Source organism: Mesorhizobium sp. M1334 (genome assembly GCF_040317995.1).
Taxonomy (GTDB): Bacteria; Pseudomonadota; Alphaproteobacteria; order Rhizobiales; family Rhizobiaceae; genus Mesorhizobium.
In genome coordinates this window covers 118600-142116 of sequence record NZ_JAMYLM010000006.1, presented here as the reverse complement: position 1 = coordinate 142116, position 23517 = coordinate 118600, and the positions used below count along the sequence as shown (strand labels likewise).

General features: G+C 62.5%; 21 protein-coding genes. 11 read left to right on the top strand and 10 right to left on the bottom strand.

Annotation, left to right across the window (positions count from 1 at the left end; all coding sequences use genetic code 11):
* Positions 1-36: 36 nt before the first annotated feature.
* Positions 37-1017 carry a quinone oxidoreductase family protein gene (locus tag NKH17_RS14150; RefSeq protein WP_352477898.1) on the bottom strand — a complete coding sequence of 327 codons (981 nt, stop codon included), beginning with the start codon at positions 1015-1017 and terminating at the stop codon, positions 37-39.
* Between the two features lie 98 nt (positions 1018-1115).
* Between NKH17_RS14150 and NKH17_RS14145 the strand changes: the two genes are divergently transcribed.
* The gene (locus NKH17_RS14145) at positions 1116-1508 is read left to right on the top strand and encodes a winged helix-turn-helix transcriptional regulator (protein WP_352477900.1); all 393 of its coding nucleotides are present in this window, start codon (positions 1116-1118) and stop codon (positions 1506-1508) included.
* 72 nt (positions 1509-1580) lie between these two features.
* Here NKH17_RS14145 and NKH17_RS14140 read toward each other — a convergent pair whose 3' ends face one another.
* Positions 1581-2186: an NADPH-dependent FMN reductase gene (locus NKH17_RS14140; RefSeq protein ID WP_352896204.1), complete on the bottom strand. Its 606-nt coding sequence runs from the start codon at positions 2184-2186 to the stop codon at positions 1581-1583.
* Between the two features lie 90 nt (positions 2187-2276).
* On the opposite strand from NKH17_RS14140, the gene NKH17_RS14135 reads away from it, so the two are divergent.
* A complete protein-coding gene (locus NKH17_RS14135; RefSeq protein WP_352506704.1) occupies positions 2277-2645 on the top strand; it encodes a winged helix-turn-helix transcriptional regulator in 369 nt (122 codons plus the stop codon).
* 50 nt (positions 2646-2695) lie between these two features.
* Here the strand turns inward: NKH17_RS14135 and NKH17_RS14130 are convergent, their stop codons facing one another.
* From NKH17_RS14130 to NKH17_RS14120, 3 genes are all read right to left on the bottom strand, one after another.
* Positions 2696-3016 (bottom strand): hypothetical protein, encoded by a 321-nt coding sequence (locus NKH17_RS14130; protein ID WP_023719143.1) that lies wholly within the window; start codon positions 3014-3016, stop codon positions 2696-2698.
* 141 nt (positions 3017-3157) lie between these two features.
* The gene (locus NKH17_RS14125) at positions 3158-3553 is read right to left on the bottom strand and encodes an acyl-CoA thioesterase (RefSeq protein ID WP_023678380.1); all 396 of its coding nucleotides are present in this window, start codon (positions 3551-3553) and stop codon (positions 3158-3160) included.
* Positions 3554-3784: 231 nt separating this feature from the next.
* Positions 3785-4618, bottom strand: coding sequence for an MBL fold metallo-hydrolase (locus NKH17_RS14120; RefSeq protein ID WP_352896201.1), 834 nt, complete (start codon positions 4616-4618; stop codon positions 3785-3787).
* A 483-nt stretch (positions 4619-5101) separates the two neighbouring features.
* Between NKH17_RS14120 and NKH17_RS14115 the strand changes: the two genes are divergently transcribed.
* Positions 5102-5686: a GNAT family N-acetyltransferase gene (locus NKH17_RS14115; protein WP_352896198.1), complete on the top strand. Its 585-nt coding sequence runs from the start codon at positions 5102-5104 to the stop codon at positions 5684-5686.
* Between the two features lie 171 nt (positions 5687-5857).
* Here NKH17_RS14115 and NKH17_RS14110 read toward each other — a convergent pair whose 3' ends face one another.
* Complete coding sequence (locus NKH17_RS14110; protein ID WP_352971170.1) at positions 5858-6559, bottom strand: hypothetical protein; 702 nt, start codon at positions 6557-6559, stop codon at positions 5858-5860.
* 292 nt (positions 6560-6851) lie between these two features.
* Between NKH17_RS14110 and NKH17_RS14105 the strand changes: the two genes are divergently transcribed.
* Together NKH17_RS14105 and NKH17_RS14100 are read left to right on the top strand one after the other, a co-directional pair.
* Positions 6852-8468 (top strand): GMC family oxidoreductase, encoded by a 1617-nt coding sequence (locus NKH17_RS14105; RefSeq protein ID WP_352896192.1) that lies wholly within the window; start codon positions 6852-6854, stop codon positions 8466-8468.
* Positions 8465-9676 carry a mandelate racemase/muconate lactonizing enzyme family protein gene (locus NKH17_RS14100; protein WP_352896189.1) on the top strand — a complete coding sequence of 404 codons (1212 nt, stop codon included), beginning with the start codon at positions 8465-8467 and terminating at the stop codon, positions 9674-9676. The genes NKH17_RS14105 and NKH17_RS14100 overlap by 4 nt, the downstream gene beginning before the upstream one ends.
* 615 nt (positions 9677-10291) lie before the next feature.
* Here the strand turns inward: NKH17_RS14100 and NKH17_RS14095 are convergent.
* Complete coding sequence (locus tag NKH17_RS14095) at positions 10292-11230, bottom strand: diacylglycerol/lipid kinase family protein (RefSeq protein WP_352971168.1); 939 nt, start codon at positions 11228-11230, stop codon at positions 10292-10294.
* A 736-nt stretch (positions 11231-11966) separates the two neighbouring features.
* On the opposite strand from NKH17_RS14095, the gene NKH17_RS14090 reads away from it, so the two are divergent.
* The 3 genes from NKH17_RS14090 (at position 11967) to NKH17_RS14080 (ending at position 14213) form a co-directional block, all read left to right on the top strand.
* On the top strand, positions 11967-12401 hold the full coding sequence (locus NKH17_RS14090) for a DUF4383 domain-containing protein (protein WP_023719157.1): 435 nt from the start codon (positions 11967-11969) through the stop codon (positions 12399-12401).
* 6 nt (positions 12402-12407) lie between these two features.
* Entirely contained in the window at positions 12408-13538 is a 1131-nt protein-coding gene (locus tag NKH17_RS14085; RefSeq protein WP_352896183.1) for a hypothetical protein, read from the top strand.
* A 159-nt stretch (positions 13539-13697) separates the two neighbouring features.
* Positions 13698-14213, top strand: coding sequence for a hypothetical protein (locus NKH17_RS14080; RefSeq protein ID WP_352896180.1), 516 nt, complete (start codon positions 13698-13700; stop codon positions 14211-14213).
* A 7-nt stretch (positions 14214-14220) separates the two neighbouring features.
* On the opposite strand, the gene NKH17_RS14075 is transcribed toward NKH17_RS14080, so the two are convergent.
* Entirely contained in the window at positions 14221-15843 is a 1623-nt protein-coding gene (locus tag NKH17_RS14075) for an FAD-binding oxidoreductase (protein WP_352896177.1), read from the bottom strand.
* A 198-nt stretch (positions 15844-16041) separates the two neighbouring features.
* Between NKH17_RS14075 and NKH17_RS14070 the strand changes: the two genes are divergently transcribed.
* Positions 16042-16536, top strand: a complete 495-nt coding sequence (locus NKH17_RS14070; RefSeq protein ID WP_254819220.1) for a YegJ family protein — start codon at positions 16042-16044, stop codon at positions 16534-16536.
* A gap of 13 nt (positions 16537-16549) precedes the next feature.
* Here the strand turns inward: NKH17_RS14070 and NKH17_RS14065 are convergent, their stop codons facing one another.
* Positions 16550-17521 carry a hypothetical protein gene (locus NKH17_RS14065; protein WP_352896174.1) on the bottom strand — a complete coding sequence of 324 codons (972 nt, stop codon included), beginning with the start codon at positions 17519-17521 and terminating at the stop codon, positions 16550-16552.
* 72 nt (positions 17522-17593) lie between these two features.
* Entirely contained in the window at positions 17594-18634 is a 1041-nt protein-coding gene (locus tag NKH17_RS14060) for a CapA family protein (RefSeq protein ID WP_352896171.1), read from the bottom strand.
* Between the two features lie 143 nt (positions 18635-18777).
* On the opposite strand from NKH17_RS14060, the gene NKH17_RS14055 reads away from it, so the two are divergent.
* Both NKH17_RS14055 and uvrB read left to right on the top strand, forming a co-directional pair.
* Positions 18778-20031, top strand: a complete 1254-nt coding sequence (locus NKH17_RS14055) for a hypothetical protein (RefSeq protein ID WP_352896168.1) — start codon at positions 18778-18780, stop codon at positions 20029-20031.
* A 113-nt stretch (positions 20032-20144) separates the two neighbouring features.
* Positions 20145-23336 carry an excinuclease ABC subunit UvrB gene (gene uvrB / locus NKH17_RS14050; RefSeq protein ID WP_352896165.1) on the top strand — a complete coding sequence of 1064 codons (3192 nt, stop codon included), beginning with the start codon at positions 20145-20147 and terminating at the stop codon, positions 23334-23336.
* Positions 23337-23517 lie beyond the last annotated feature (181 nt).

Genomic DNA, 23517 nt, shown 5'->3' with positions numbered 1-23517 from the left:
ACAAGCCCGGATCCTCGGCTCCTTGCCGACCACCTGCTAAGGTATCAAGACAACCTTGCCGGTCGCGCCGCGCTCCTCCAGCAGGCGATGTGCGTGGCTGGCCTGGTCGAGCGGGAAGCGGCCACCTTTGGTCACCACAAGCTGACCACCAGCGGCCAGATCGAAAAGTTCCAAAAGGCCGTCACGGAGCCCGTCCGTAGACAGCAACGGTAGCAGGGCAAAACCCCTCAGCGACTGGTTGCGGCCGATCATCGCCTCCATCTGCGGGGCGCCGAGCGCGTACCTGCCAAGTGCGGCAAACACCAGCTCTCCGCAAGGCGCAAGGGCCTCGAGCGCGGCCGCCGTCAGCGGGCCGCCGACGATGTCGTAGATGATGTCGACGCCAGCGCCACCTGTCGCTGCCCGGGCGTGCTCGGGCCAATCCGCGTTGCTGTAGTCGACGGCGGCATCGGCTCCCAGCGACAAAGCAAGATCGAGCTTGGCCTTGCTGCCGGCTGCCGCGATGACACGGCTCGCGCCGGCGCGCTTGGCAAGCTGGACGAGCAACGAACCGACGCCACCCGCGGCAGCGGCGACCAGCACCGATTTGCCGGCCGGCCGGCTTTGCCGCGATAGATGCAGCGCCGTCAGCCCTTGCACCATCAATGCCGTCGCGTCTTCGAACGAGAGCGCATCCGGCAGCGGCACGGCCAAGCTTGCGTCGATCGTCACATACTCGGCATAGCCGCCAAACGGCTGGCTTGAGGCGAACAACGGCGCAGCGACGCGCATGCCGAGCAAGGAAGCCTCCACCCCATGCCCAAGGGCCTCCACGATCCCGGCGGCCTCGACACCAGGGATCATCGGCAGCTGCGGCGTCACCGCATAGCGATCCGCGCGCATCAGCACTTCGAAGAAATTCACCCCGGCGGCCTGAACGCTGACCAGGACCTCGCCGGCTTGCGGCTCGGGCTTCGGCACCGCGACTATCTCGAGAACGTCGGGCCCGCCGAAACGGTTCAGTTGAATGGCTCTCATCGCAGGCACCGATCGCTGTTGGCATCGGCCGCTGTTTGCCACTATCTGCCTGGCTTCGACTACACACCGATTTGTCCGCTGCTGACCGGGAGGTGACCATGACCAAGCTGATCAAGAGGCTGCCGATGCTGCCGGCGGAGCGCGCGCTGAAAGTAATTTCGGGCCGCTGGAAGGCCGTCATCCTGTACCATCTCTTCGACAGGCCCCGGCGGCTGTCGGCGCTGCAGGCGCTGATGCCCGGCATTACCCAGAAAGTGCTGATCCAGCAGCTTCGCGAAATGGAAGAGCACGGCCTCGTCCGCCGCGAGATCTTTGCCGAGATCCCCTCGCGCGTCGAGTATTCGGCGACGCGGCTCGGCCTCAGCCTCGAGCCGATCCTGCTGGCACTTTGCCAGTGGGGCCAGCATCACGCCGACGAGCTGAATGAGATGGACCGCCTTGCCGATTGCATCATCAGGCCACGGCAAGCGCGGGACGCCCATGCGGTGTGAACAGAAAGGGCGGCGCATGCGCCGCCCCAATGCTTGGGAGAATTAATCCTTGGGAGGACTGTTCGAACCTGCTCAGGCCGCCTTGACTTCCTCGGCGACGGCATCGGCCTGACGCGCCGTCTTCAGCACCCTGGCCCACCATGCAATGTCGTTGACCAGCGCGGTTGCCGCCTGGTTCAGGTGCTCGAACTCGTCGAGCTTCTTGTCACCTTGCTTGACCGCAAGGAAATCAGCCCAGGAGATGTGTACCGCAGACTTCACCGGCGCCATCTGCAACTCGACCGCATGCAGCCTCAGCTGCTCGACGGCGCGCGCGCCACCGACGCTGCCATACCCGACGAAGCCGGCCGGCTTCTTGTTCCACTCGTTGGCGGCGTAGTCGATGGCGTTCTTCAGCACGGCCGTCGGGCCATGATTGTATTCGGCGGCGGTGAAGATGAAACCGTCGAATCCGGCGACCTTCTTTTGCCAGCGCTGCGCCACTTCGTTCTGCGACGGCGCCCAGGCGGAGGATGCGACCTCATCGAAGAACGGCAGCTGGAAATCGCGCAGGTCGACGACTTCGACGTCGATATCGGCATGCGACTTGGCGATCCTGGCAATCCATTGGGCCGGCACGTCGGCAAAGCGCGCGGCGCGGGTCGAACCAATGACGATGGCGATTTTGGGTTTTGACATAGAGGGGCTCTCCTTACAGCAATACTGGTATCGTTTAGATACCTGAGCTATATGAGTAACCGGCCGCTCAATGTGCAAGGAGGCACTTTTTTGTTACCAAGGCACCCGTACCGCACCGAGGACTGCCGCGCCGTCTCGGAAATCCTGCAGCGCGTCGGTGACAAATGGACTGTGCTCGTCGTTGGCAAACTCGGCAACGGGCCGCTGCGTTTCAACGAGCTGCGCAGCGCGGTCGGCGGCATTTCGCAAAAGATGCTGACCACCACCTTGCGCGGGCTCGAGCGCGACGGCTTCGTCACCCGCACCGTGTTCCCGACCATCCCGCCGCGGGTCGACTACGAATTGACTGACCTTGGCTACGAGCTGCTGGTGCCGGTCGATGCGCTCGGCGAATGGGCACGCAAGAACACCGAGCGCGTCAAGGCCGCGCGAGAAAAATTCGACGCCATGCACAGCTGAACCCTTGCGCTGTAAGGGTTTGAACCTGTCGGGGATGCTCCGGACGAGCCCTACTGCTGTAGTTGCATCTTGCTCTTCGGCAGCTTCTCGATCCGGTTCCATTTCGGGTTGGGACTGACCACCTTGCCGCCAATCGTGCAGGTCGTGGTCGTCTCCTTGCGGCAATTGCTCACCGTCGTGCCGCTGGTGTCGCATTTCGTCGCCGAGCAGATCTCGCACTTGGCCGCCTGCCCGTTGATGGTGCGGTTTTCCGATGTGCAGGTAGCGCCTGGATCGCCTTTCTTGACCTCGGCAAAAGCGCTTGCGGACGACAGGCAGAGCAAGGCTGCAAAGGCACCTGCCAGGGCAGCGTTCAGCATGTGTTGACGCATTGTCTTTCCTCCCAAGATCCCGCCGGTCGCGCTGCAGGCGCATGCGGGAACCCGTCGGTCAAAAACCACGCGGGACCACTGTCCGCATCCCCCGCGCGGGAGAGACTGCTGTTTAAATCCGTCTTCTGGAATCAGGCCGGGTCAGCCTTCGGCCGGAACCGCCTTCGGCTTGCCTTCGCCGTCCAGCGCCACCATAACGAAGTCGGCATGGGTGACCTTCTCCATCAGGTCGGAGAGATAGCGCTGCGCCCAGGCCTCGACCTTGAGCGTCATCGAGGTGCGGCCGACGCGTTCGACATGCGTATAGATGCACAGCGTGTCGCCGATCTTCATCGGTTTGGCGAAGGACATTTCCTTCACGGCCGCCGTCACCACGCGGCCCTTGGCACGCTCGGCGGCGCGGATGCCGCAGGCGAGATCCATCTGCGCCATCACCCAGCCGCCAAAAATGTCGCCTGCCGCATTGGCGTCCGAAGGCATAGCCAGCGTCCTGAGCGTAAGATCGCCGATCGGCCGCCCGTCCGCATAATGCACCATTGGCCAATCCTCTCGAACCGATCGCCCAGACCCCGTACCGTCGCGGCACGGACAGGTCAACGCCATTGAATGGTGTCGCGGCCTGCAGTTCGGGTATCGGTCGACGGTGTTGAAAGGATGCTGTGCGCAGCTAGACGAGCCCACCCAGTAGGATTGCATTCTATGGCCGAGGTGAGGAGGCTGGCGCGCCCGATGGCGTGACAGAACCAAGCCCTCGCCGATAGGCGTGCTTCACAAAGCGGGCCAGGGTGTCGGGACATAGGCGTAGGCGTTGCCGTCGCGGATGACATGACCGATGCCTGGAAAGGGCAGGTGCATACCCGCGACGAGCAGGCCATCCGCCGACACCATGTCGAGCACCTTCCTGCGTGTGGCGATTGCGGCCTCCTGGTCCACGTCGAAGGCGATTGCCCATTCCGGATGCGCAAATTGCAGCGCGGAGGCGTGGATGACGTCAGTCAGGAGCAGCAGGTTGGCATCGCCAGAGCCAATTCGAAGCGCGAGATGCCCCGGCGTGTGTCCAGGCGCAGGCAACGCCCTGATCCCGGGCGCGATCTCGACTTCGCCTTCGAGCTTCCGGACCTTGCCATGGTAAGGCACCAGCGATTTGCGCGCTATTTCGAAGTACGGCTTCATCTGGTCGGGCGCCTTGGACCGGATCCCGTCATCGTGCCAGAAAGCGAATTCCGGCGCGGCAACCACGACCTCTGCTGCCGGGAAAGCGGCCGTGCCGCCAATACCGACAAGGCCGTTGGCATGGTCGGGATGGAGGTGGGTGATGATTACCGTGTCGATTTCTTCCGGCCTGACGCCGGCGGCGGCGAGCGCCTCTGGTATATGTCCCAGTATGGGCCCCATCGCCAATGCCGTGCCGGTATCGATCAGCACCCGTCTGTCGCCTTTGGTGACAAGGTAAGCATTGACCGAGGTCGGAAGGAGTGTTTTTGGCAGGAATGCCTTTGCCAGCAGCGCTTCAGCGGCAGCGGTATCTGCGGAAGGGAAGAGTTCGAGGCCGAGATTGAGATAGCCGTCGCTCAGTGCTGTGATCTCAAGGTCGCCGAGCATGAACCTGTGGGCGCTCGCAAGCGAAGCCGGAGACGGGGCGGCGATAGCCGCAGCGTTGCTCCCAAAGAAGCTGATCGGGGGAAGTAGCAGGGCGCCGGCACTAAAGGTGCCGATGCCGAACGTTCGACGGTTGATATTCATCGTCTTGTCTTTCGAATTGCAGCTGAAAGCTGGGCGCAGGCTACGGGATCGCCGCCAGGGCGGATGCCGACCGCTCGGACCACTCCATGGAAGTGGAAGAGCGGGTCGGCGCGGTTCAACGGCGAACTCCTTGCGGCATCAATAATGCGCCTCATAAACAGCGGGAATAGCGATGGGATGCAGTTAACTGCTGCAGATTAGGCAGCAATCAATTTTCTGCGCCGAGCCGGAGAACGGCGGGGATGCTGAGCGAAATCCCCTTTTCGAACATCACCCGCATGGACTGCAAGCTATGATGCGCTAGCGCGCAGTGCAGGCTAGACTGGGCAAGATAGGTAGCGGATGACGGCTGACATGAAGCTTACCTTTCACCCACTAACGCCCGATCTGTGGCCCGCGCTCGAGGACCTGTTCGGTGACAGCGCCGTCTGCAGTCGTTGTTGGTGTATGTACGGGCGGATCGGTCGTTCTTATCGAAAGCGATCCGGTGAGGAAAACAAGGCAGCGTTCCGGCAAGCCGTCCAGCATGGTCCGCCTCCGGGTTTGCTTGCTTTCGACGGCGATGTGGCTGTCGGCTGGTGCCAGGTGACGCCGCGAGATGCCCTGCCCTGGCTCGATCGGCTATGGCAGCTCAAGCGTGTGGATGACAGGCCGGTCTGGTCCCTGTCCTGCCTCTACGTGCGAAGACAATACCGCCGGCGGGGCGTAACATCCCAGCTGATTGCACAGGCCCTGGAAGTCGCAAGGCGCGCAAACGCTCCTGCCCTCGAAGCCTATCCTTTCGACGCCGACGTATCGCCGAGCGCTTCCGGGAGCGGATATGCCTCCACCTTCGCGCGCGCCGGGTTCAGGGTCGTCGCCCGCAGGACACCGGCCCGCCCGATCATGCGCTATGATTTCAGGCAGATTGCCGATCATCGCCTGTGATGCTCGGTCGGCTTGCCTACAAAGCGTAGGCGAAGGCATGGCCAGCGTCCTGAGCGTCAGATCGCCGATCGTCCGCGCAGTGCACCCATGCGCGAAATCCCCACCAGATCGATCGTTGCGATCTCGTATCGTCATGTGGAGGATGCGTCAACGCGCCGGCGTCCGTTTTGGCTAAACCAGCAGCCCCTTCTCATCCAATTCGGCTATATCGGCAGGAAACAGTTTATCTTTGTTCTTTTCAATTACTGCCTGTAACTTATCAGATAACTCATCTAGATTTGAAAAAAACTGAACGTTCATATGAATATCGAAGTGTATCTTAGTGGGAGTTCCAGGCTTCATGACTCTGTTCTTGCTAGCAACATATACGACAGGCTTGGCTAAGGCTTCCGCGTAGCCGACCTCGAAATAGCATGACTGACGTTCATCCGTTAAGTCGGCTATCACAAACAAAGACGTTTTTATTTCGCGCTTTATCCTCGATACCAAATCGTCAAGGGCCTGCTCCCGATCTATCCGTATTGCAACTCCTCCAAACGCGGATATTACTTTTTCTACGACTTCGAATCGATCATCGAATTCCTTAAGAATGCGTTGCTGCTCTTGATCCCCGTGCTTAGCTCCTTGAATCGGAGTTACCATGAAGACGCGAGGTTTGTCAGTTGCGAGCAATTTCTGTGCTTGCTGCTGAAACCGACCAAACACATTCCTTTTTCCTTTTACAACATCGCTAAATGCCCCAGCCTTTTTGTCCCAAGCATCTTGTGTTTGGTAAACTCTCATCTCCAAAACCTGATAGCTCTGCGTCTTATTTCCCCATTTTGCAGTGACGACGCCGCTCGCAACAAATGGCATCACGATCTGGGATAACAATTGCTCCTCGGTCTTGTTCGGAAGCGTTTTTTGTCTACCCCCTGAAAGCATCGCTACCGCGTGATATCGCATCATTCCCCCGAAATTATTTTAAAGCCATTTTGTATATTTCTGTATGAACATCATTGAGCCAACCAGATGTAAATAGGCTAAACGCTGTTCCCGCCCTATTTGTGATATGCGAAGCGGCAGACGCCGGTCGCTTTTTTCACAGGCGATGCCGGAAGCTCCGGTGATGGCGGCGGTCCGCGGCGTCTAGGCTGGGCGAAATTCAGGGCCATCTTTATCCACCATGCAGACCTATGACTTCATCATTGTCGGTTCCGGCTCGGCCGGCTCGGTTCTGGCCGAAAGGCTGTCGGCTTCCGGGCGCTTCTCTGTGCTGGTGCTTGAGGCCGGCGGCAGCGACCGTCGCTTCTACGTGCAGATGCCGCTTGGCTACGGCAAGACCTTCTTCGACCCGGCAGTCAACTGGAACTACAAGGCCGAGCCGGACCCGGGTCTCGCCGGCAATGTCGACCACTGGCCGCGCGGCAAGCTGCTCGGCGGCTCGAGTTCGATCAACGCCATGGTCTGGATCAGGGGCGCGCGTGAGGATTTCGACGCTTGGGCAGCGGCCGGCAACCCGGGCTGGGGCTTCGACGACCTGCTTCCCGCCTTCAAGGCGCTGGAGGATAACCAGGCCGGCGCCGACCAATGGCGCGGCGTCGGCGGGCCGCTGCATGTCACCGACTGCTCGACCTCCGTCCATCCGCTCACCAAGCGCTATCTCGCCGCCGCCAATCAGGCCGGCCTGCCGCTCAACCCGGATTTCAACGGCGCCTCGCAGGAAGGTGTCGGCGTCTACCAGATCACCACCAGGAACGGCCGCCGCATGTCGGCGGCGCGCGCCTTCCTGCGCCCGGCGATGAAGCGCAAAAACGTCCGCGTCGAGATCAACGCGCTGGCGACCAAAATCCTTTTTGAGGGCAAGCGCGCCATCGGTGTCGAGTATCTCCAGAATGGCGCCACGAAAACCGCCGGCGCCGGGCGCGAGATCATCCTGTCGGGGGGTTCGGTCAATTCGCCCCAACTTCTCCAGCTCTCCGGCATCGGCCCGTCGGCGCTACTTGGCGCGCTCGGCATTCCTGTCGTTCACGCCAACGAGAATGTCGGGGCAAACCTGCAGGACCATGTCGGCGTCAACTACACCTTCAAGGGCAGGCAGCCGACGCTCAACCAGATCTTGCGTCCGTGGTGGGGCAAGCTGCTGGTCGGCATGCAATACGTATTTTTGCGCTCAGGCCCGCTGTCGCTGTCGATGAACAATGCCGGCGGCTTCTTCCGCACCGATCCGGCCACGGCACGGCCCAACATGCAGCTCTATTTCCAGGCGTTTTCGACGGTCATTCCGAAGAGCGGCGAACGGCCGATCCTGACGCCCGATCCGTGGCCCGGCTTTTCCATCGGGCTGTCCAACTGCCGTCCGTCGAGCCGCGGTGAAATCATGATCCGTTCCGCCAATCCGCGCGATTATCCCAAAATCGTCGCCAACGCGTTTTCGACCGAGGCGGATGTCGCTGAAATGCTGGCGGCGGTGAAATTCGTCCGGAAGATCGCCTCGATGCCGGCAATGGCCGAGATCATAGAGGAAGAGGTTTTGCCCGGTCCCTCGATCACCTCCGATGCGGATCTCATTCAGGATTTCAGGAAGCGATCGGGCACCGTCTATCATCCGGTCTCGACCTGCCGCATGGGGCCGGACGCGGCGCGCGCCGTCGTCGATCCGCGCCTCAAGGTACACGGCATCCAGGCGTTGCGCGTCATCGACGCCTCGATCTTTCCGGACAACATAACCGGCAACACCAGCGCCGCCGCGATCATGACCGGATGGAAGGGCGCCGAACTGGTTCTGGAGGATCAGAAATGAAAATCACCGACGTCAAGACCTGGGTGGTCGGCAATCCGCCGCCCGGCATCGGCGGCAAGTATTTCATCTTCGTCAAGCTCACCACCGATGGCGGCGTCGTCGGCTATGGCGAAGCTTACAACGCCACTTTTTCGGCCCATGTCACCGCAAAAATGGTCGAGGACATGGCAGAGCGCTATCTCGTCGGCCGCGATCCGCACGACGTCGAAAACTTCTTCCGCCGCGCCTATTCGTCAGGCTTCACCCAGCGCCCCGACGTGTCGGGCATGGGCTGTTTCTCGGCGCTCGAAATCGCCTGCTGGGACATCATCGGCAAGGAGGCCGGCAAGCCGGTCTACAAGCTGCTTGGTGGCCAGGTGCACGAAACGCTGCGTTCCTATACCTACCTCTACCCGCACAGCGGCAGCGTCCACTCCGAGGACGCACGCGGCAAGAACGTCTACAACGACCCCGATCTGGCCGCCGCCTGCGCGCTCGAATATGTCGAGCAGGGTTTTAACGCGGTCAAGCTCGACCCGGCCGGCCCCTACACCGCCTTCGACGGCCACCAGCCGCGCCTCGTCGACATCGACCTCTCCGCCCGGATGGTCAAGGCGATCCGCGAGGCGGTCGGCACGCGCGCCGATATCCTGTTCGGCACGCACGGCCAGTTCACAGCTTCGGGGGCGCTGCGCATGGCCCGCGCCATCGAGCCTTATGACCCGCTGTGGTTCGAGGAGCCGGTGCCGCCCGACATGCCCGAGGTGATGGCGCAGGTCGCCCGTGCGACCTCGATCCCGATAGCCACCGGCGAGCGGCTGACGACCAAGTTCGAATTCGCGCGTGTGATCGAGAACCGCGCGGCGACCATTCTGCAGCCGGACCTTGGCCGCTCCGGCGGCATTCTCGAAACCAAGAAGATCGCCGCCATGGCCGAAGCCTATCACATCCAGATCGCGCCGCACTGCTATTGCGGGCCGATCGTCGGCGCCGCCAACATCCAGCTCGCGGTGACGCTGCCCAACTTCCTCATTCTGGAATCGCTGAAGCAGTGGGGCGGATTTCACGAGAAGCTGCTCAAGAAGAAGATCGAATGGCAGGACGGCAATGTCATCCCGTCGAAGGAGCCCGGCCTCGGCGTCGAACTCGATGAAGCCGTTTGCGAAGCGCATCCCTGGACCGGCAAGGACCTGCATTTGCAGATGATGCAGACACCGCTGATGCCGTGAGCGCCAGCCTGATCCGCAACGGCTTTTGCCGTCGCCGTCTACGACCGCGGCCCGGCGCCTGGTTCCTCGGCACAGAGGATTTGACGGGTCGCTTGCGTTGACGGACCGCATGCCTTGGTGATTAGCGCAAACGCCCATCGCTTCGTCATCCTGGGGCGGAGCAAGGAGCGAAGCGACGCGGCGCAGACCCCGGGATCCATGCCGCGACTTCAGAGCGCTGCTGCGGTGCAAAATTCTGCTCCGCTGCACTCTTTGATCAAGGTTACGGCATGGATCCCAGGGTCTCCGCGACGGAGCTTCGCTCCTGCTTCGCCCTGGGATGACGAAGTTGGGAGGGATTCGGCCAATCTCCAAGGTTTGCGATTTACCACCGACAGGAACGACCGACGTTCGCTGCCGATGGGCCGCCACCTGCCAAAATCACTGTTTCAAGGAATTGGTCGACCATGATCGTCAGGCTTCTGGAAGATGCGGTCGGAACCGATCTTCGCGCGCCTGGTTTCCCGGCCAAGTTCGAGGCCTGACATCAGGCAATTGTCACGCGATTTCAGCACATTGGCCGGATCGCTGGAATCACCGCCGAAAGAACTTGAATCAACCCCTCAATGCCTTGATTCAATATCTCAGCGTCAAGGCGCCGGGCAGGATCTCGAAGGCCGCCGGTATGCGACCCGGCGATTCGCCGTCTATGTCGATCAGGGCGGCGTTCTTTTGCACATCGCCGAGCGGCTCGACAACCACTTTCTTGCCGCGCAGGATGGTGATCGCCGGATGGTTGCGGTGCCGCCCGCCATAGAGCAGGCGGATGTCCCAGATCAGCTTCAGCTTGCCGGCGGCGCGCAGAATGACGATGTCAAACTCGCCGTCGTTAACCTCGGCATCGGGCGCGATCATCATGCCGCCGCCGAAGAATTTGCCGTTGGCCACCGCCACCAGTGCCATGCGCGCCTCGACCGGGGCACCGTCGTCGATGGTGATCGCAACGTCCTGGAAGCGGTAGCGGAGGAACTCCCAGACCGTGCGCCAATAGAACAACGCCTTGGCCGAAACCTTGCCCTTGCGCTTGTCGGCGTTGACGGCACGGTCGGTGACGCCGGAGAGCCCGAGGCTGGCGATGTTGATGAAATGGCGGCTGGCCAGCGCGCCGTGGTCGTCGACATAGCTGATGCACCCGGCATCGACCTTGCGCCCTTTGGCCTCGGCAATCCGCTTCAGTGTCAGGTCGACATTGTTCGACAGGCCGAGCCCGCGCGCGAAGTCGATGCCGGCGCCGCACGGCAGCAGCCCAAGCTCGGCCGTCCGGCCGCTTTCTCGGAAAGCTTTCAGCAGCCCGTCGGCGACCTCGCTGGCGGTGCCGTCGCCGCCGGCCGCGATCACCAGCTCGAAGCCGATGGCGGCAAGGTCGAGCGCCAGCCGTTCGGCATCGCCCTCGGCCTGCGTTTCACGCAGCTCGAAATCGCCGAAATGTCTTTTCAGCGACGCCGCAACCTCGGGCCAATGCCGCTTGAGCCTGCCGCCGCCGGCGATCGGATTGAGAACCACCGCGACCTTCAAGCCCGCCTCCCCAAGGCCATCGAACACGCCTTCCAATCATTTGCCGGCATTGAAGCCCGCGCCGGCCCGCGGGGCAAGATCGAATGTCCGACAATGCGGTTTCGGCTTCGAGGCGGCAAAATCCCGACCGGCGGCGGCAGAGATCGGAAAGTCGCTGTTTTGGCAGGGTCAGTCCCCGATAATCCCGCTATCCACAGGCATGCGGCAGTTCCGCCAAACACTTATCCGACATACATTAAACCTATCTCAGGCGGCTACGGATCGCCACGCCGAAAGGCAAAGCGGAACGGCGGATTTCCTGAGGCCCGTACGGCCCTGAACGAGAACAGGCTTGCCTGTTGGAGGGATGGAAGCCGAGACCTACGGGGCCGCGGAAAGCGTGCGAACGCCGACGGCGGACCGATGCTGCCATGAAGGACGGCAAAAACCTTCGATGGCGCGCCGGGCAAAGCTCGCAAGAGTGGAGACCGGCGTGGTCCGGAACGGACGCTACCCTCGGGTGGCGACTGGCAGGACCGTCAAAATCAAGGCCGGCATGGCGCGACACCTTTCGGGAGTTGCTGCCGCGACCGTGTCCTGATCTGACAGGGAGGCGCTGGGAGAAATCCCGGCGCCGACTGTCCTTGTGGCCCCGCCGGACGATTTTGCCGGCGACGCTTCACCCTGCGCCAAAATCAGCTACTATCCATTTGCCGTGGGAGGCCGGTTAAAAGGGCTGACGGCAGGGGGACATTTCATGACGCTCATCCAGAAGCTTGCTGTTGCCTATGCTTTCCTGTTCTTCGGCGTTGTTGCCATCGGCTATGTGCCGGCCTTCAACGATGCCGGCGGCAATCTGTTCGGCCTGTTCTCGCTGCAATGGTATGATGATTTGCTGCACGCCTTCTCCGGCGTCTGGGCGCTGGCGGCCGCCTTCATCTCGCACCGTCAGGCGGTGTTCTATTTCAAGCTGTTCGGCTCGGTCTATCTGTTCGACGGCGTGCTCGGCCTGGTCACCGGTTCCGGTTGCCTCGATGGCGGCATTTTCATCAACGGCTTCCGCTCCTTGAACGACATCGAATTCCCGGCCCGCTTCTTCGCCAACCTGCCGCACATCGTCATCGGCGGCTTCGCCGTCTATGTCGGGTTCTGGCTGTCGAAACGTGTGTACGACCATTTCGCAACGGCCTGACCGGCCATGTTCCTGTTCCGCTGGCTGAAGCGCATCATCAAGGCGATCCTCTGGCTCGTCGTCATTGTCGTGTTGATCCCGATCGCCGGGCTGGCCTACGGCTTTCTCACGACGCCGTCGCTGGACACAACGCAATTGCCGGGCGTCGCTGAGGGTGCCCCGCCGAAGGCGCTGGCCGACAAGGTCCGTGCCGAGATCCCCGGCTACCAGCGGCCGGAGGAATCGACCTTTCTTACTTATCCGGAATGGGCCATCGTCTACGCTGCCCGCGAATATGCCGGCTTCGTCGACAAGAACCAGCCGAGCGGTTTTCCCTATCTCTCCTATATCGGCCGTTTCTGGCAGGACTATGCGACGGTCATCCGCGCCAGCTCCGCCTACAAGTTCAACCTCGACAACCACCAGATGCTGGTGATCATCGGCACCAGCCACACGATCGAGCACGCCATCCAGTGGGCCTATGAAAATACGGTCGGCCGCGTCACCGAAGCGACAGCCGGCAAGCGCACCGCCGTCGACATCTACCAGGCCAAGGTGGCGGCGGAGTATGCCGGTTTTCTCGACCAGGTGCCGTGGTACCAGTTTCCCTATGCCGAAAAGCGTGCCGGCCTGTTCGCCGTCCAGCCGGCAGCGGACGACAGCGCTGTCCGTACCAGCGAACGCAAGCTCGCCTTCGGCCTCGCCGACACCATCAAGCAAGGCTACGCCGATCTGATCAAGTCGGCGCTCGCCGCCACCACCGATCCGGCCTTGCTCGACATTCACGTCTGGGCCAAGGGTCCGGTCAGCGAGGTGACGCGCAACGAGCCCGACACCTTGCTGGAGCGCGATCTCGGCGCCGACGGCACGGTCTTCGTCACCAGGCGCTATCAGGTGTTCACCGACATGATTCCGCGCCTGATCGGCAAGGGCGTCTCCTTCGTCGAGATCGGCGGCAATGACGAGATCATGGTCACCATGCTTTCCAACGACGAAATCAAGGTTCCCGAAGGTGCACGCACCTTGTTCAGCTACCCGCTTCCGGCGGAACCTTCGACGCGACGCACCGGCCTGACCGTCGCCGTGCGCAAGCTGCACATCGTGCTGCCGGCGTTGATGACGGCGGGCGCCAGGCTCGAGCACGTCTACGATTACTGAGGCCTTTCGGCCACAGCCGGCCCCGGCAAGACGTTGCGTGATGCTCCGCCACGCTCATTCCACAATCGCGGCCAAATCCCGCCTTGTTCCGCAACGATTGATGACGCCGCAGCAATTTGTCCTGCGCACATGGGCCAGGCAACTCGGAGGGACAAGACCGTGATCAAGACCGCCCTTGTCGCCATGACCATCGTCGGCTGCGATTGCGACGCCAGGCTTTGCGAGTATATCGGCGAGACGCCCGCCAAATGGTCGACCATCGCCGAATGCGAAGCGGCGATGAAAAGCCAGATGCTGCACGAGCGCAATTTTGACTATCCGCTGGTCTCCGGCATCTGCCGGACACAGGACTCGTCTTCGTCATCGCAGCTCGCGGCGACCGCTTCGGAGCCCGAATTGACGACGGCCAGCACGGCCGCGACAAACCCGTTGCCACCGGAGCTGAGACATCGGCCCAGTGCTTCCGTCGGAACGCAGGCAACGGCGACGGAAACGAAAGCCGTCCGGCCGGTCGCCTACGAAGCGGCGGTCGATGGCGGCCGCGCCGTGCTCTACCGCACGAAGGCGGGTTACGCCGTTGTCAAGACCGATCTCGGCCGCGCCGCAGCGGCAACGATCGGCATCGCCAAGCGCTCGGCGAACTGGCTGGCGGCAAAACTGCCTGACGGTCTGTAACCGACGCTCAGGCCGTGCCGATCAATGCCTTGATGGCGCGATAAAAAGTCGACGAAAACAGCTCACCCGGATCGTATTGCCGCTTCTTCGCCAGGAAGGACGGCAGTTCCGGATAGGACGCAAGCAGCTCCTTGCCCGTGTAATGGAGCTGGTAGGGCAGGAAGAAACGCCCGCCATGCTTGATCGTCACATCGATCAGCGCCCTTGTCAGCGCCCGCATCCTGGCATTGCCGTCGGCGTCGGTCGTCTGATTGATGTAGAGCACCAGCGAATAGGCCGGCTCCGGCGCATAATTCAGCGCCACATCCTCCCTGTGGACGATGCGCACCGACGCGTTGAGCACCGGCAGGCTCTGGTTGCGCAGGATCTCGCGCGCTTCGGCGATAAACGGGTTATAGGCGGCGCGCGGGATGAAATACTCGTGCAGGATGTCGGTTTCATCGAGCAGATCGTTGAACAGATAGGGCACTGAATCGTGCATCGGATTGTTGCGGGTGACGAGGCAGGCCTCGCCTTCGGCCATTGCCGTCGTGCGCGCCACCGTGCAGCTCTCGAATTGCGGCTCCAGCGTCTTTTCGGTGAACCATTTCAGTTCCTGGAACAGGCTTCCCCATTTCGCCAGGTTGATGATCACCCGTTTGAGCCCGACTGAACCCGGTTCGCCGATTGCCGGCTGGTCGGCCGGCGGCTGGTTGGCCACCTTGTCATAGCGGTAGACGATCATATCCTCGAGGAAATTACCCGGCGCTGTCGACAGGTGCCCATAAAATAGACCGATCGCCCTGTTTGGCTCCAGCACCTCGGCGAAAAACCTTGGAAAGTCGTCCGATTTGATGATCTCGCGCGAGGTCCGGTAGACGGCGTTGTCGACAATGTCGAGCGTCGCCTCCAGCACCACGCCGAACAGGCCGTAGCCGCCGACGACGTGGCGGAACAGCTCGGTGTTTTCGGTCGGTGAACAGGTTGTCACCGAACCGTCCGCCAGCATCACCCGCATCGATTGGATCGAGCCGGCGACAGAGCCGACCTGGTGGTCCATGCCATGCGCGTTGACCGACAGCGAGCCGCCGACCGAAAAGATGTCGGTCGACTGCATCGCCTTCACCGCAAAGCGCGGGTGCAAAAGGTTCTGGATGTCGTGCCAGCGCGCGCCCGGCTGCAAGGTCATCGTCTTCGCAGCCGGGTCGACGCTGACCTTGTTGAATTTGCGCATGTCGAGGACCAGTGCGTTGTCGTCGAAAGCGTGTCCGCCCATTGAATGGCGCATCGCCGCGACCGAGACCTTCAGGCCATTGGTGCGGGCAAAGGCCAGCGCGCTCGCAATGTGGTCTTCCTCGCTGACTTCGACAACGCCGTAGACCGGCGTCATCGACAGGCCGCTGGCATCGTTGATGTCGCCGCCCTTGGTCAGCCATGGCAGCGACGGATCGTAGGCTGGCGGGCCCTCCGGCGGCTTCTGCGCCAGATCGATGCCGTCAATGTCGGCGATGCGCCCGGAATTCTTCTGCCCCGAAGGACCGCGCGCCAGCCGCGCCACGGTCGTTCCGCCCCAGACCATCGCGCCGCCGACCACCGTCGCACCAAGCAGCAGCCGCCGCGACAGGCGAAACCCCTTGCGTTCTTCGACCATGACACCCCTCGCTGCCTCAGGGATAGCGCGGGTTTCCGGCAAAAACCAGAGCCGGAGTGCGTAGCAGAACTAGCGGCAGTTGCGGCATCAGCATCAGGGAGCATTTTCTTATGGTTGCAATTGAGGTATTATTCGCGCTATGATTGAAAATCCGAACGGATCCATGATGATGCTGACCATTGTATGGGCGCCCATTCCATGAAGCTCGTGTCCCGCGCGATACTGTCCCTGATGCTAGAGCTTGCTCCGATATGCGCCGAGGCTCACGACTCCAGTCAGGGCGACGACAGCGTCGTCGCAGTCGCGCCTGACGATCCAGATATGGCGGCGGCGACTGCACAGGCACGTGCCACCCTGGATGCATTCCTGGCATTATCCCAGACACCGCCACCTGGAACGGACACATTCAAACTGAAGGTGATGATCAAGGACGGACATGTGACCGAACACTTCTGGGTCATCCCGTTCCAGCGGAACGAAACCGGATTCGTGGGGATATTGGCGAATGAGCCACATAGCGTCCACAACGTCGTGGCTGGCCAGTATGTAGAATTCAACCGAGACGATATTTCCGACTGGGGATATACCAAAAACGGTCACCAGGTTGGCAGTTTCACCGTCTGTGTGATGTTCAAGTCGATGCCGAAGGAAGAAGTCGACTACATGCGTAGCCAACGCGGCTTCGATTGCTGACCGCCCAGCCGGACTACCTCGCCTCCTCGTCCTTCGCCCCGATCTTGCGCACCAAAGCCGCCGTCGCCAGCATCGCGCCCATGTCGGCGATCATCGGCGCGACATGCTTGGTGTAGTCGAGGCGCGTGGAGCTATCCGGGAGCTCGAAGAAATTCCTTTCCTGCGGCAGCAGGAGGAAGCCGTCGCTGCCGTTGAGCGCGACGCGTGCCGGATCGTTCGGCCGGGTCTCGCCGAGCCATTGCAGCGCCTGCGCCAGCCGGCCCGTCACCAGCGGCCGCGCCGCCTCGATATTGTCGGTGCGGAACTTATAGGCGGCGTCGAGTTCGGGTACGCCGCTGGATAGTTCCTGCATCTTGCCGCCGAAGATGCCGCGGAGGAAGCCGACGACCTTGTTGGTCCGGCGCGCGGCCACCAATGTGCCGGGGAACGGCACGATCGTCTCGAAAGCGACGATCACGCCCTTGAACACTGCCGTCGTGCTCTTGCCCGTCCCTTCCCGTAGATCTGCTTCGTACAGCTCGAATGGAAACCCTTCGTAGCGGCCGGAGAAAACATCGTCGAAAGACTGTCGGTTGAACGAACCAACCGTCTCACGCGGCAGCCGGTCGAACGAATTCGGCTTGACGTTGTTCCGATACCGCATGTCCTCGATGAAACCGAAGATGATCGGCAACAGCGTGCTGCGAAACGACTGCTGCAATTTGCTCGCTGGCTTGATCGCCCGGAAATAGAGCAAGATCGCTGCCAGGAGTCCGCCGACATAGAGGAACACATGCGGGGTCGAGACCCACTGCTCGTTCGGGTCGGCAACCCCGTTGAAGAGCCAGGCCACAAACACCACGAACGCCAGCACCAGCCCGATGAACAGTGGGACCCGCCAGCGCGTCCGGCGATGGGCCGAAGCTCTTTCGGCCTCATAGGCCTCGATATTCTTCCTGAGGCCGGCGATCACCGCTTCGCTCGGCATGAAATCCGCAGTTTCCATCACCCACCGCCGCCACAAGCCTGCCCGCGCTGGGCATGATAGCCGGTTTGGTGGACCGCGTCAGCGCAGCCGTCAGCGCCCGGCACTGAAGATCGCATCGAGGCGGGCCAGAACCCTTTGCCTTGGATTTCCCTTCAACATTTCAACCGGCACCAGCCGCTCGTGATCGCCGGCGCGCAGCCGCATGAAGGCATGCAGCCGGTAGGCGGCAATGGCGCCGCGCGTGCCGGGATCGGCGCTGATGTCGACGACGAGAATGGCACCGATGCGGCCAGGCCAAGGCTGGCGCGCGAAGGCGGTGCCGAAGAAATCGCCGAGTCCATAGGCGACGAGCGTCTTGCCGATCCGCTCGATCGGCTGCACGACATGGGCATGATGTCCGACGACCAGGCCGACGCCGTGTTCGGCCAGAAGCCGCGCCAGTGCCCGCGTCTTCGCACGTGGAAAATGCCGGAATTCCCAATCCCAATGCGGCACCGCGCAGAGGAGGTCGACACCCGAAGCGGCATCGCGCGGCCATTGCGCCGGATTGCTTTCCATCGAGACACGGCCCGCGAACTGAGCCGCGTCGGCATTGCGCCACAAGGTAAAGGCGGCAAGGCCTATTGTCAGCGGTCCCACCGCAAACCGCTCGACTGGAGCCCCAGCGCCGAGTGTGCGGATGCCCAATTGCTCCAGCGCGGCGACCGTCTCGTCGAAGCCGGCGATGCCCTGGTCGAGCACGTGGTTGTTGGCCAGCGACAGCACCAGTTTCTCACGCGAAATGCCGGCGGCGGCCAGCGCCTCGGCAAGGAACCGCTCGCTCATCGCGTGATGCGTGCCAAACCTCGTACCCAAAACAGCGCTCGGCCGTTCCACCACCGGGCTTTCGCAATTGCCGACCACGAGATCGGCCGAGGCGAACAGCGCCGCGATCGCGGGGTCGCAGTCCGGCGCGCCGCGATTGGCCACCGCCGAGATATCGCCGACGAAAGCCAACCGCACCGTGCGCGCCGGCGGCGGGTCGAGCAGGGCTGCGTCCGCCGGAGCAAAGCCGCGCGCGTCGCCATTGAGCGAAGGCCGGAGGAAGCGTGGCAGCCAGGACAGTTTGTAGGAAAGCGGATAATTCGACACGCGACGGCCCAATGGTTTGCCTTGTGTAGACCGCCAGCCGGATTGATTGAAGCGCTGACTGTTATCGTTGATCCACAGGGCTACAGGCGCGCGAACCAAATGCGTGTATGATCCGCTGCGGAGCGATAAAAGGGGCGATCACGATGATGCGTTATTCCAGGCTGATGGCATGCGCCATCGTTCTTCTCCTGCCGCTGTCTTCGGCCGGCGCCGCAGTGCCGGGTGCCGCGGCACTGTTCGAGGCAAAAACCGTGACTGAGCGCGACAGCGCTCTTGCCACGCTGGAAGCCGCCGCGCCAGGCGATCCGGCAGCCGCCTACGCCGCCGGCGCCGGCGAATTCTTCACCGCGCTGGAGATCCTGGCCGGCGGCCTGCACCGCCACGGTTTCGAAAGCCCGCGATCGTTCACGCTGCCGCTGATGCGGCTGCCGGTGCCGGACAACCCTGATCCCGAGCCACTGACCTACGGACAATTCCGCGCCATTCTGGTCGCCTTCCGCGACCGGTTGGAGAAATCCGCAGCCACGCTGGGTTCGGTGCCCGCCGACGCGGACATCGGCATGGTCATCGACCTCGCCCGCCTCGGCATCGATCTCAACGAGGATGGCCAGATCGCGCCGGACGAAAGTGCGGCCGCGATCATGGCGTCTCTGTCACGCGGCGGCGGTGCACCAGACGCGGCCGCACCCGCCCTCACCTTCCGCTTCGACCGCGCCGACGGCTATTGGCTGCAGGGCTATGCCGAGTTCCTGATGGCGCAGGCCGACTTCTGGCTGGCGCATGATTTCAAAAACACCTTCGACGGCTCCTTCCACATGCTGTTCCCGCGCGCAAAACTGCCGCTGCAGGATACGCTCGTGCCGCTGGACGGTGGCATGAATGGCGGCATCCTGTCGTCCGAATGGCGCCTCGCCGACTTCATCTCCCTGGTGCATCTCATCAACTGGCAAGTGGTCGAGCCTGAGCGCCGGCAAGCGGCGCGCCGCCATCTGATGGAGATGATCCGACTGTCGCGCGAGGACTGGAAAGCCATCCGCGCCGAAACCGACAATGACCGCGAATGGCTGCCCGGGCCGCAGCAGAAAGGCGCCAGCCCGCTGACTGGTCTCGAAGTCGGCCAGCAGCAGGTACAGGCCTGGCTCGCCGCCCTGGCCATGGCCGAGGATCTGCTGGAGGGACGCAGCTTGCTGCCGCATTTCCGCATCGCCGACAAAGGCATCAACATGAAGCGCTTCTTTGATGAGCCAAAGCCCTTCGACCTGGTGCTGTCGATCACCGGGCCGGCCATCGCGCCCTATCTCGAACACGGCAAGATTCTCACCAGCGAGGAGTTCAACCAGATCCAGCGCCAGTTCGGCGGCGCCGGGTTTCTGACGTTCGCGCTTTGGTTTAACTAAGAAGGAACCCTGGAGGGTGCTCCTGACAGCCTGCTGTCAGCAGCCAAATTGCGCCTCGCACCACCCGCCACTCCGCTCTTTCCATTTTGGCCAATACCTCCCATATTCGGGCCATGGCCAGACTCTCCGACAAGAAAACGCCGCCGCCGGCGAATGACGAGCGCGCTTCGCCGCCCAAGCGGCGCAGTCCGCTGACCGATTTCCTCGATGCCTCGGAGCCTCTGTACAAGGGCGGCTTTGCCGAGGCGCCGCAGGCCGAGTTTACCGGCGCGCCGCTGACCGGCTCGATCGCCGACTGGGCCGAGCAGATCGAGCAGGAAGCCGAGAAGGAAGGGCGCGTTTCCGGCAAAGTCGGCGGCAAATCGCCGAAACCGGCGAAGAAAATCCCCGAGCGCTCCTCTTCCCCCGGCCGGACGGCACGCGGCACCTCGATGGGCGGCGCGGCTTCGGCGCGGGAGCGCACTGCGGCCGGTCTCAACCCTGTCGCCGGCCTCGACATTTCGCTGGAGGACGCCGAGACCATGGCCTCGGGCGGCGTCACCGCCACCGTGGCAGCGCTGTCGGCGCTGATCGAATCCGGCAATCCGCTGCACAAGGACGGCGTGCTGTGGACGCCGCATCGCCCTGCCCGGCCTGAGAAATCCGAAGGCGGCATCGCCATCAAGATGGTCTCGGATTTCGAGCCGGCCGGCGACCAGCCTACCGCGATCAAGGATCTCGTCGAGGGCGTCAACGGCAACGACCGCACCCAGGTGCTGCTCGGCGTCACCGGCTCGGGCAAGACCTTCACCATGGCCAAGGTGATCGAGGAGACGCAACGCCCTGCTCTGATCCTGGCGCCCAACAAGACGCTGGCCGCGCAGCTCTATTCCGAGTTCAAGAAATTCTTCCCGGAAAACGCCGTCGAGTATTTCGTCTCCTACTACGACTATTACCAGCCCGAGGCCTATGTCCCCCGGACCGACACCTACATCGAGAAGGAATCCTCGATCAACGAGCAGATCGACCGCATGCGCCATTCGGCAACGCGCTCGCTGCTCGAGCGCGACGACGTCATCATCGTCGCCTCGGTGTCCTGCATCTACGGTATCGGCTCGGTCGAGACCTATACGGCGATGACCTTCCAGATGCAGATCGGCGACCGGCTCGACCAGCGCGCGCTGCTCGCCGACCTCGTCGCCCAGCAATACAAGCGCCAGGACATCAACTTCGTCCGCGGCTCGTTCCGGGTGCGCGGCGATACGATCGAGATCTTCCCGGCCCACCTTGAGGACCGCGCCTGGCGCATCTCGCTTTTCGGCGACGATATCGAGGCGATCACCGAATTCGATCCGCTAACCGGGCAGAAAACCGGCGAACTGAAGAGCGTCAAGATCTACGCCAATTCGCACTACGTCACGCCGCGCCCGACCTTGAATCAAGCCATCAAGTCTATCAAGGAAGAACTTAAATATCGGCTGCAAGAGCTTGAAAAGGCTGGCCGCCTGCTTGAAGCGCAGCGGCTTGAGCAGCGCACCCGCTTCGACCTGGAGATGCTGGAGGCGACCGGTTCCTGCGCCGGCATCGAGAATTACTCGCGTTATCTGACCGGCCGCAAGCCGGGCGATCCGCCGCCGACCTTGTTCGAATACATTCCCGACAATGCGCTGGTCTTCATCGACGAAAGCCATGTCACCATACCGCAGATCGGCGGCATGTATCGCGGCGACTTTCGCCGTAAGGCGACGCTGGCCGAGTATGGTTTCCGCCTGCCGTCCTGCATGGACAACCGGCCGCTGCGCTTCGAGGAGTGGGACGCCATGCGGCCGCTTTCCGTCGCGGTTTCGGCGACGCCCGGCGCCTGGGAGATGGAGCAGTCCGGCGGCGTCTTCGCCGAGCAGGTCATCCGCCCGACCGGCCTGATCGACCCGCCGGTCGAGGTGCGCCCGGCCAAGACACAGGTCGACGACGTCGTCGGCGAAATCCGCGACACCACGAGGGCCGGCTACCGCACGCTGGTCACTGTGCTCACCAAGCGCATGGCCGAGGATTTGACCGAATATCTGCATGAGCAAGGCATTCGCGTCCGCTACATGCACTCCGACATCGACACGCTGGAGCGCATCGAGATCCTGCGTGACCTGCGCCTTGGCGCCTTCGACGTGCTGGTCGGCATCAACCTGTTGCGCGAGGGCCTCGACATTCCCGAATGCGGCTTCGTCGCTATTCTTGACGCCGACAAGGAAGGCTTCCTGCGCTCCGAGACATCGCTGATCCAGACCATCGGCCGCGCCGCCAGAAACGTCGACGGCAAGGTTATCCTCTATGCCGACCAGATCACCGGCTCGATGGAGCGGGCGATGGCCGAGACCAACCGCCGTCGCGAAAAGCAGATGGAGTGGAACGCGGCCAACGGCATCACCCCGGAATCGGTCAAGTCGCGCATCTCCGACATTCTCGATTCGGTCTACGAGAAGGATCATGTCCGCGCCGACATTTCGCAGTTCACCGACAGCGCCGGCGCCATGATGGGCAACAATCTGAAGGCGCATCTCGACGCCCTGGAAAAGCAGATGCGCGACGCCGCCGCCAACCTCGATTTCGAAAAAGCGGCCCGCATCCGCGACGAGATCAAGCGGCTGCGCGAGATGGAACTGTCCATCTCGGACGACCCGCTGGCCAAATATGCCGACATGGAAAGCCCGGTTTCGGGCCGCGAAAAGGGCAAGCACAACAAGGGCGTGGCCAAACATCGTACAGCAGAGGAACAGGAGCGTTTCCGGAAGCTCGACGAGGCACATGCCGCCGAAGTGGCGGCCAAGGCTGCCCGGCCCAACCTCTTCCGCAAGCCGGAGCTCGACGAAATGGGCGCCGACGGCGCCGTGCCGGTCAAGAAGCCGCTGTTCGCGAAACCTTCGCTGGACGATATGGGACCTGGGACCGACATGCCGACGCCGTCAGGCGCGGTCTCCCGTTCGCTGTTCAAGAAACAGTCGGCGCAGGAAGCGCACGGTTCGGATTTCGGTATACCGGGTGAACCGACCAAGCCGCTGTTCAGGAAGAACTCACTGGACGAGATGACGGTGCGGCGGACCGAGAAGCCGGTCGAGGGAAAAGCGCCGGCGAAACCACAGCCAATCTCCCCCCTCGTGGGGGAGATGCCAAGTGGTGGCAAAGAGGGCAGGGTAAAGGGGGGCGCGAAGGAACGCGACGTTTCAGCCAAACCCATCGTCCGCCAGCGCGCTGGCATCGGCTCCTACGAAGACCCCGCCGACGCCCGCCGTGAAAAGCGCCGGCCGGGCAAGACGGGTCGGCCGGGACGGTAGCGAGCTTCCCTTCCCCCCTTGTGAAGAAGGTGGATCGGCGCGCAGCGCCGAGACGGTTGAGGGTGCTGGACGGATCGCCGTCGGTGCCAAGCTGGAGCGCCCCTCATCCGACCGCTTCGCGGCCATCTTCTCCCACCAAGCAAGGGGAGAAGGGGGAGCCTAGCCACTTGCCATCGGCCCT

What these genes read in the sequence shown, in the direction of transcription:
- NKH17_RS14115 (WP_352896198.1), top strand. Translation starts at nt 5,102, where the DNA reads ATGACGGCTGACATGAAGCTTACCTTTCACCCACTAACGCCCGATCTG.
- NKH17_RS14105 (WP_352896192.1), top strand. Translation starts at nt 6,852, where the DNA reads ATGCAGACCTATGACTTCATCATTGTCGGTTCCGGCTCGGCCGGCTCG.
- NKH17_RS14075 (WP_352896177.1), bottom strand. Translation starts at nt 15,843, where the DNA reads ATGGTCGAAGAACGCAAGGGGTTTCGCCTGTCGCGGCGGCTGCTGCTT.
- NKH17_RS14065 (WP_352896174.1), bottom strand. Translation starts at nt 17,521, where the DNA reads ATGGAAACTGCGGATTTCATGCCGAGCGAAGCGGTGATCGCCGGCCTC.
- uvrB (WP_352896165.1), top strand. Translation starts at nt 20,145, where the DNA reads ATGGCCAGACTCTCCGACAAGAAAACGCCGCCGCCGGCGAATGACGAG.
- NKH17_RS14125 (WP_023678380.1), bottom strand. Translation starts at nt 3,553, where the DNA reads ATGGTGCATTATGCGGACGGGCGGCCGATCGGCGATCTTACGCTCAGG.
- NKH17_RS14150 (WP_352477898.1), bottom strand. Translation starts at nt 1,017, where the DNA reads ATGAGAGCCATTCAACTGAACCGTTTCGGCGGGCCCGACGTTCTCGAG.
- NKH17_RS14070 (WP_254819220.1), top strand. Translation starts at nt 16,042, where the DNA reads ATGAAGCTCGTGTCCCGCGCGATACTGTCCCTGATGCTAGAGCTTGCT.
- NKH17_RS14130 (WP_023719143.1), bottom strand. Translation starts at nt 3,016, where the DNA reads ATGCGTCAACACATGCTGAACGCTGCCCTGGCAGGTGCCTTTGCAGCC.
- NKH17_RS14055 (WP_352896168.1), top strand. Translation starts at nt 18,778, where the DNA reads ATGATGCGTTATTCCAGGCTGATGGCATGCGCCATCGTTCTTCTCCTG.
- NKH17_RS14145 (WP_352477900.1), top strand. Translation starts at nt 1,116, where the DNA reads ATGACCAAGCTGATCAAGAGGCTGCCGATGCTGCCGGCGGAGCGCGCG.
- NKH17_RS14085 (WP_352896183.1), top strand. Translation starts at nt 12,408, where the DNA reads ATGTTCCTGTTCCGCTGGCTGAAGCGCATCATCAAGGCGATCCTCTGG.
- NKH17_RS14100 (WP_352896189.1), top strand. Translation starts at nt 8,465, where the DNA reads ATGAAAATCACCGACGTCAAGACCTGGGTGGTCGGCAATCCGCCGCCC.
- NKH17_RS14140 (WP_352896204.1), bottom strand. Translation starts at nt 2,186, where the DNA reads ATGTCAAAACCCAAAATCGCCATCGTCATTGGTTCGACCCGCGCCGCG.
- NKH17_RS14120 (WP_352896201.1), bottom strand. Translation starts at nt 4,618, where the DNA reads ATGCTCGGCGACCTTGAGATCACAGCACTGAGCGACGGCTATCTCAAT.
- NKH17_RS14090 (WP_023719157.1), top strand. Translation starts at nt 11,967, where the DNA reads ATGACGCTCATCCAGAAGCTTGCTGTTGCCTATGCTTTCCTGTTCTTC.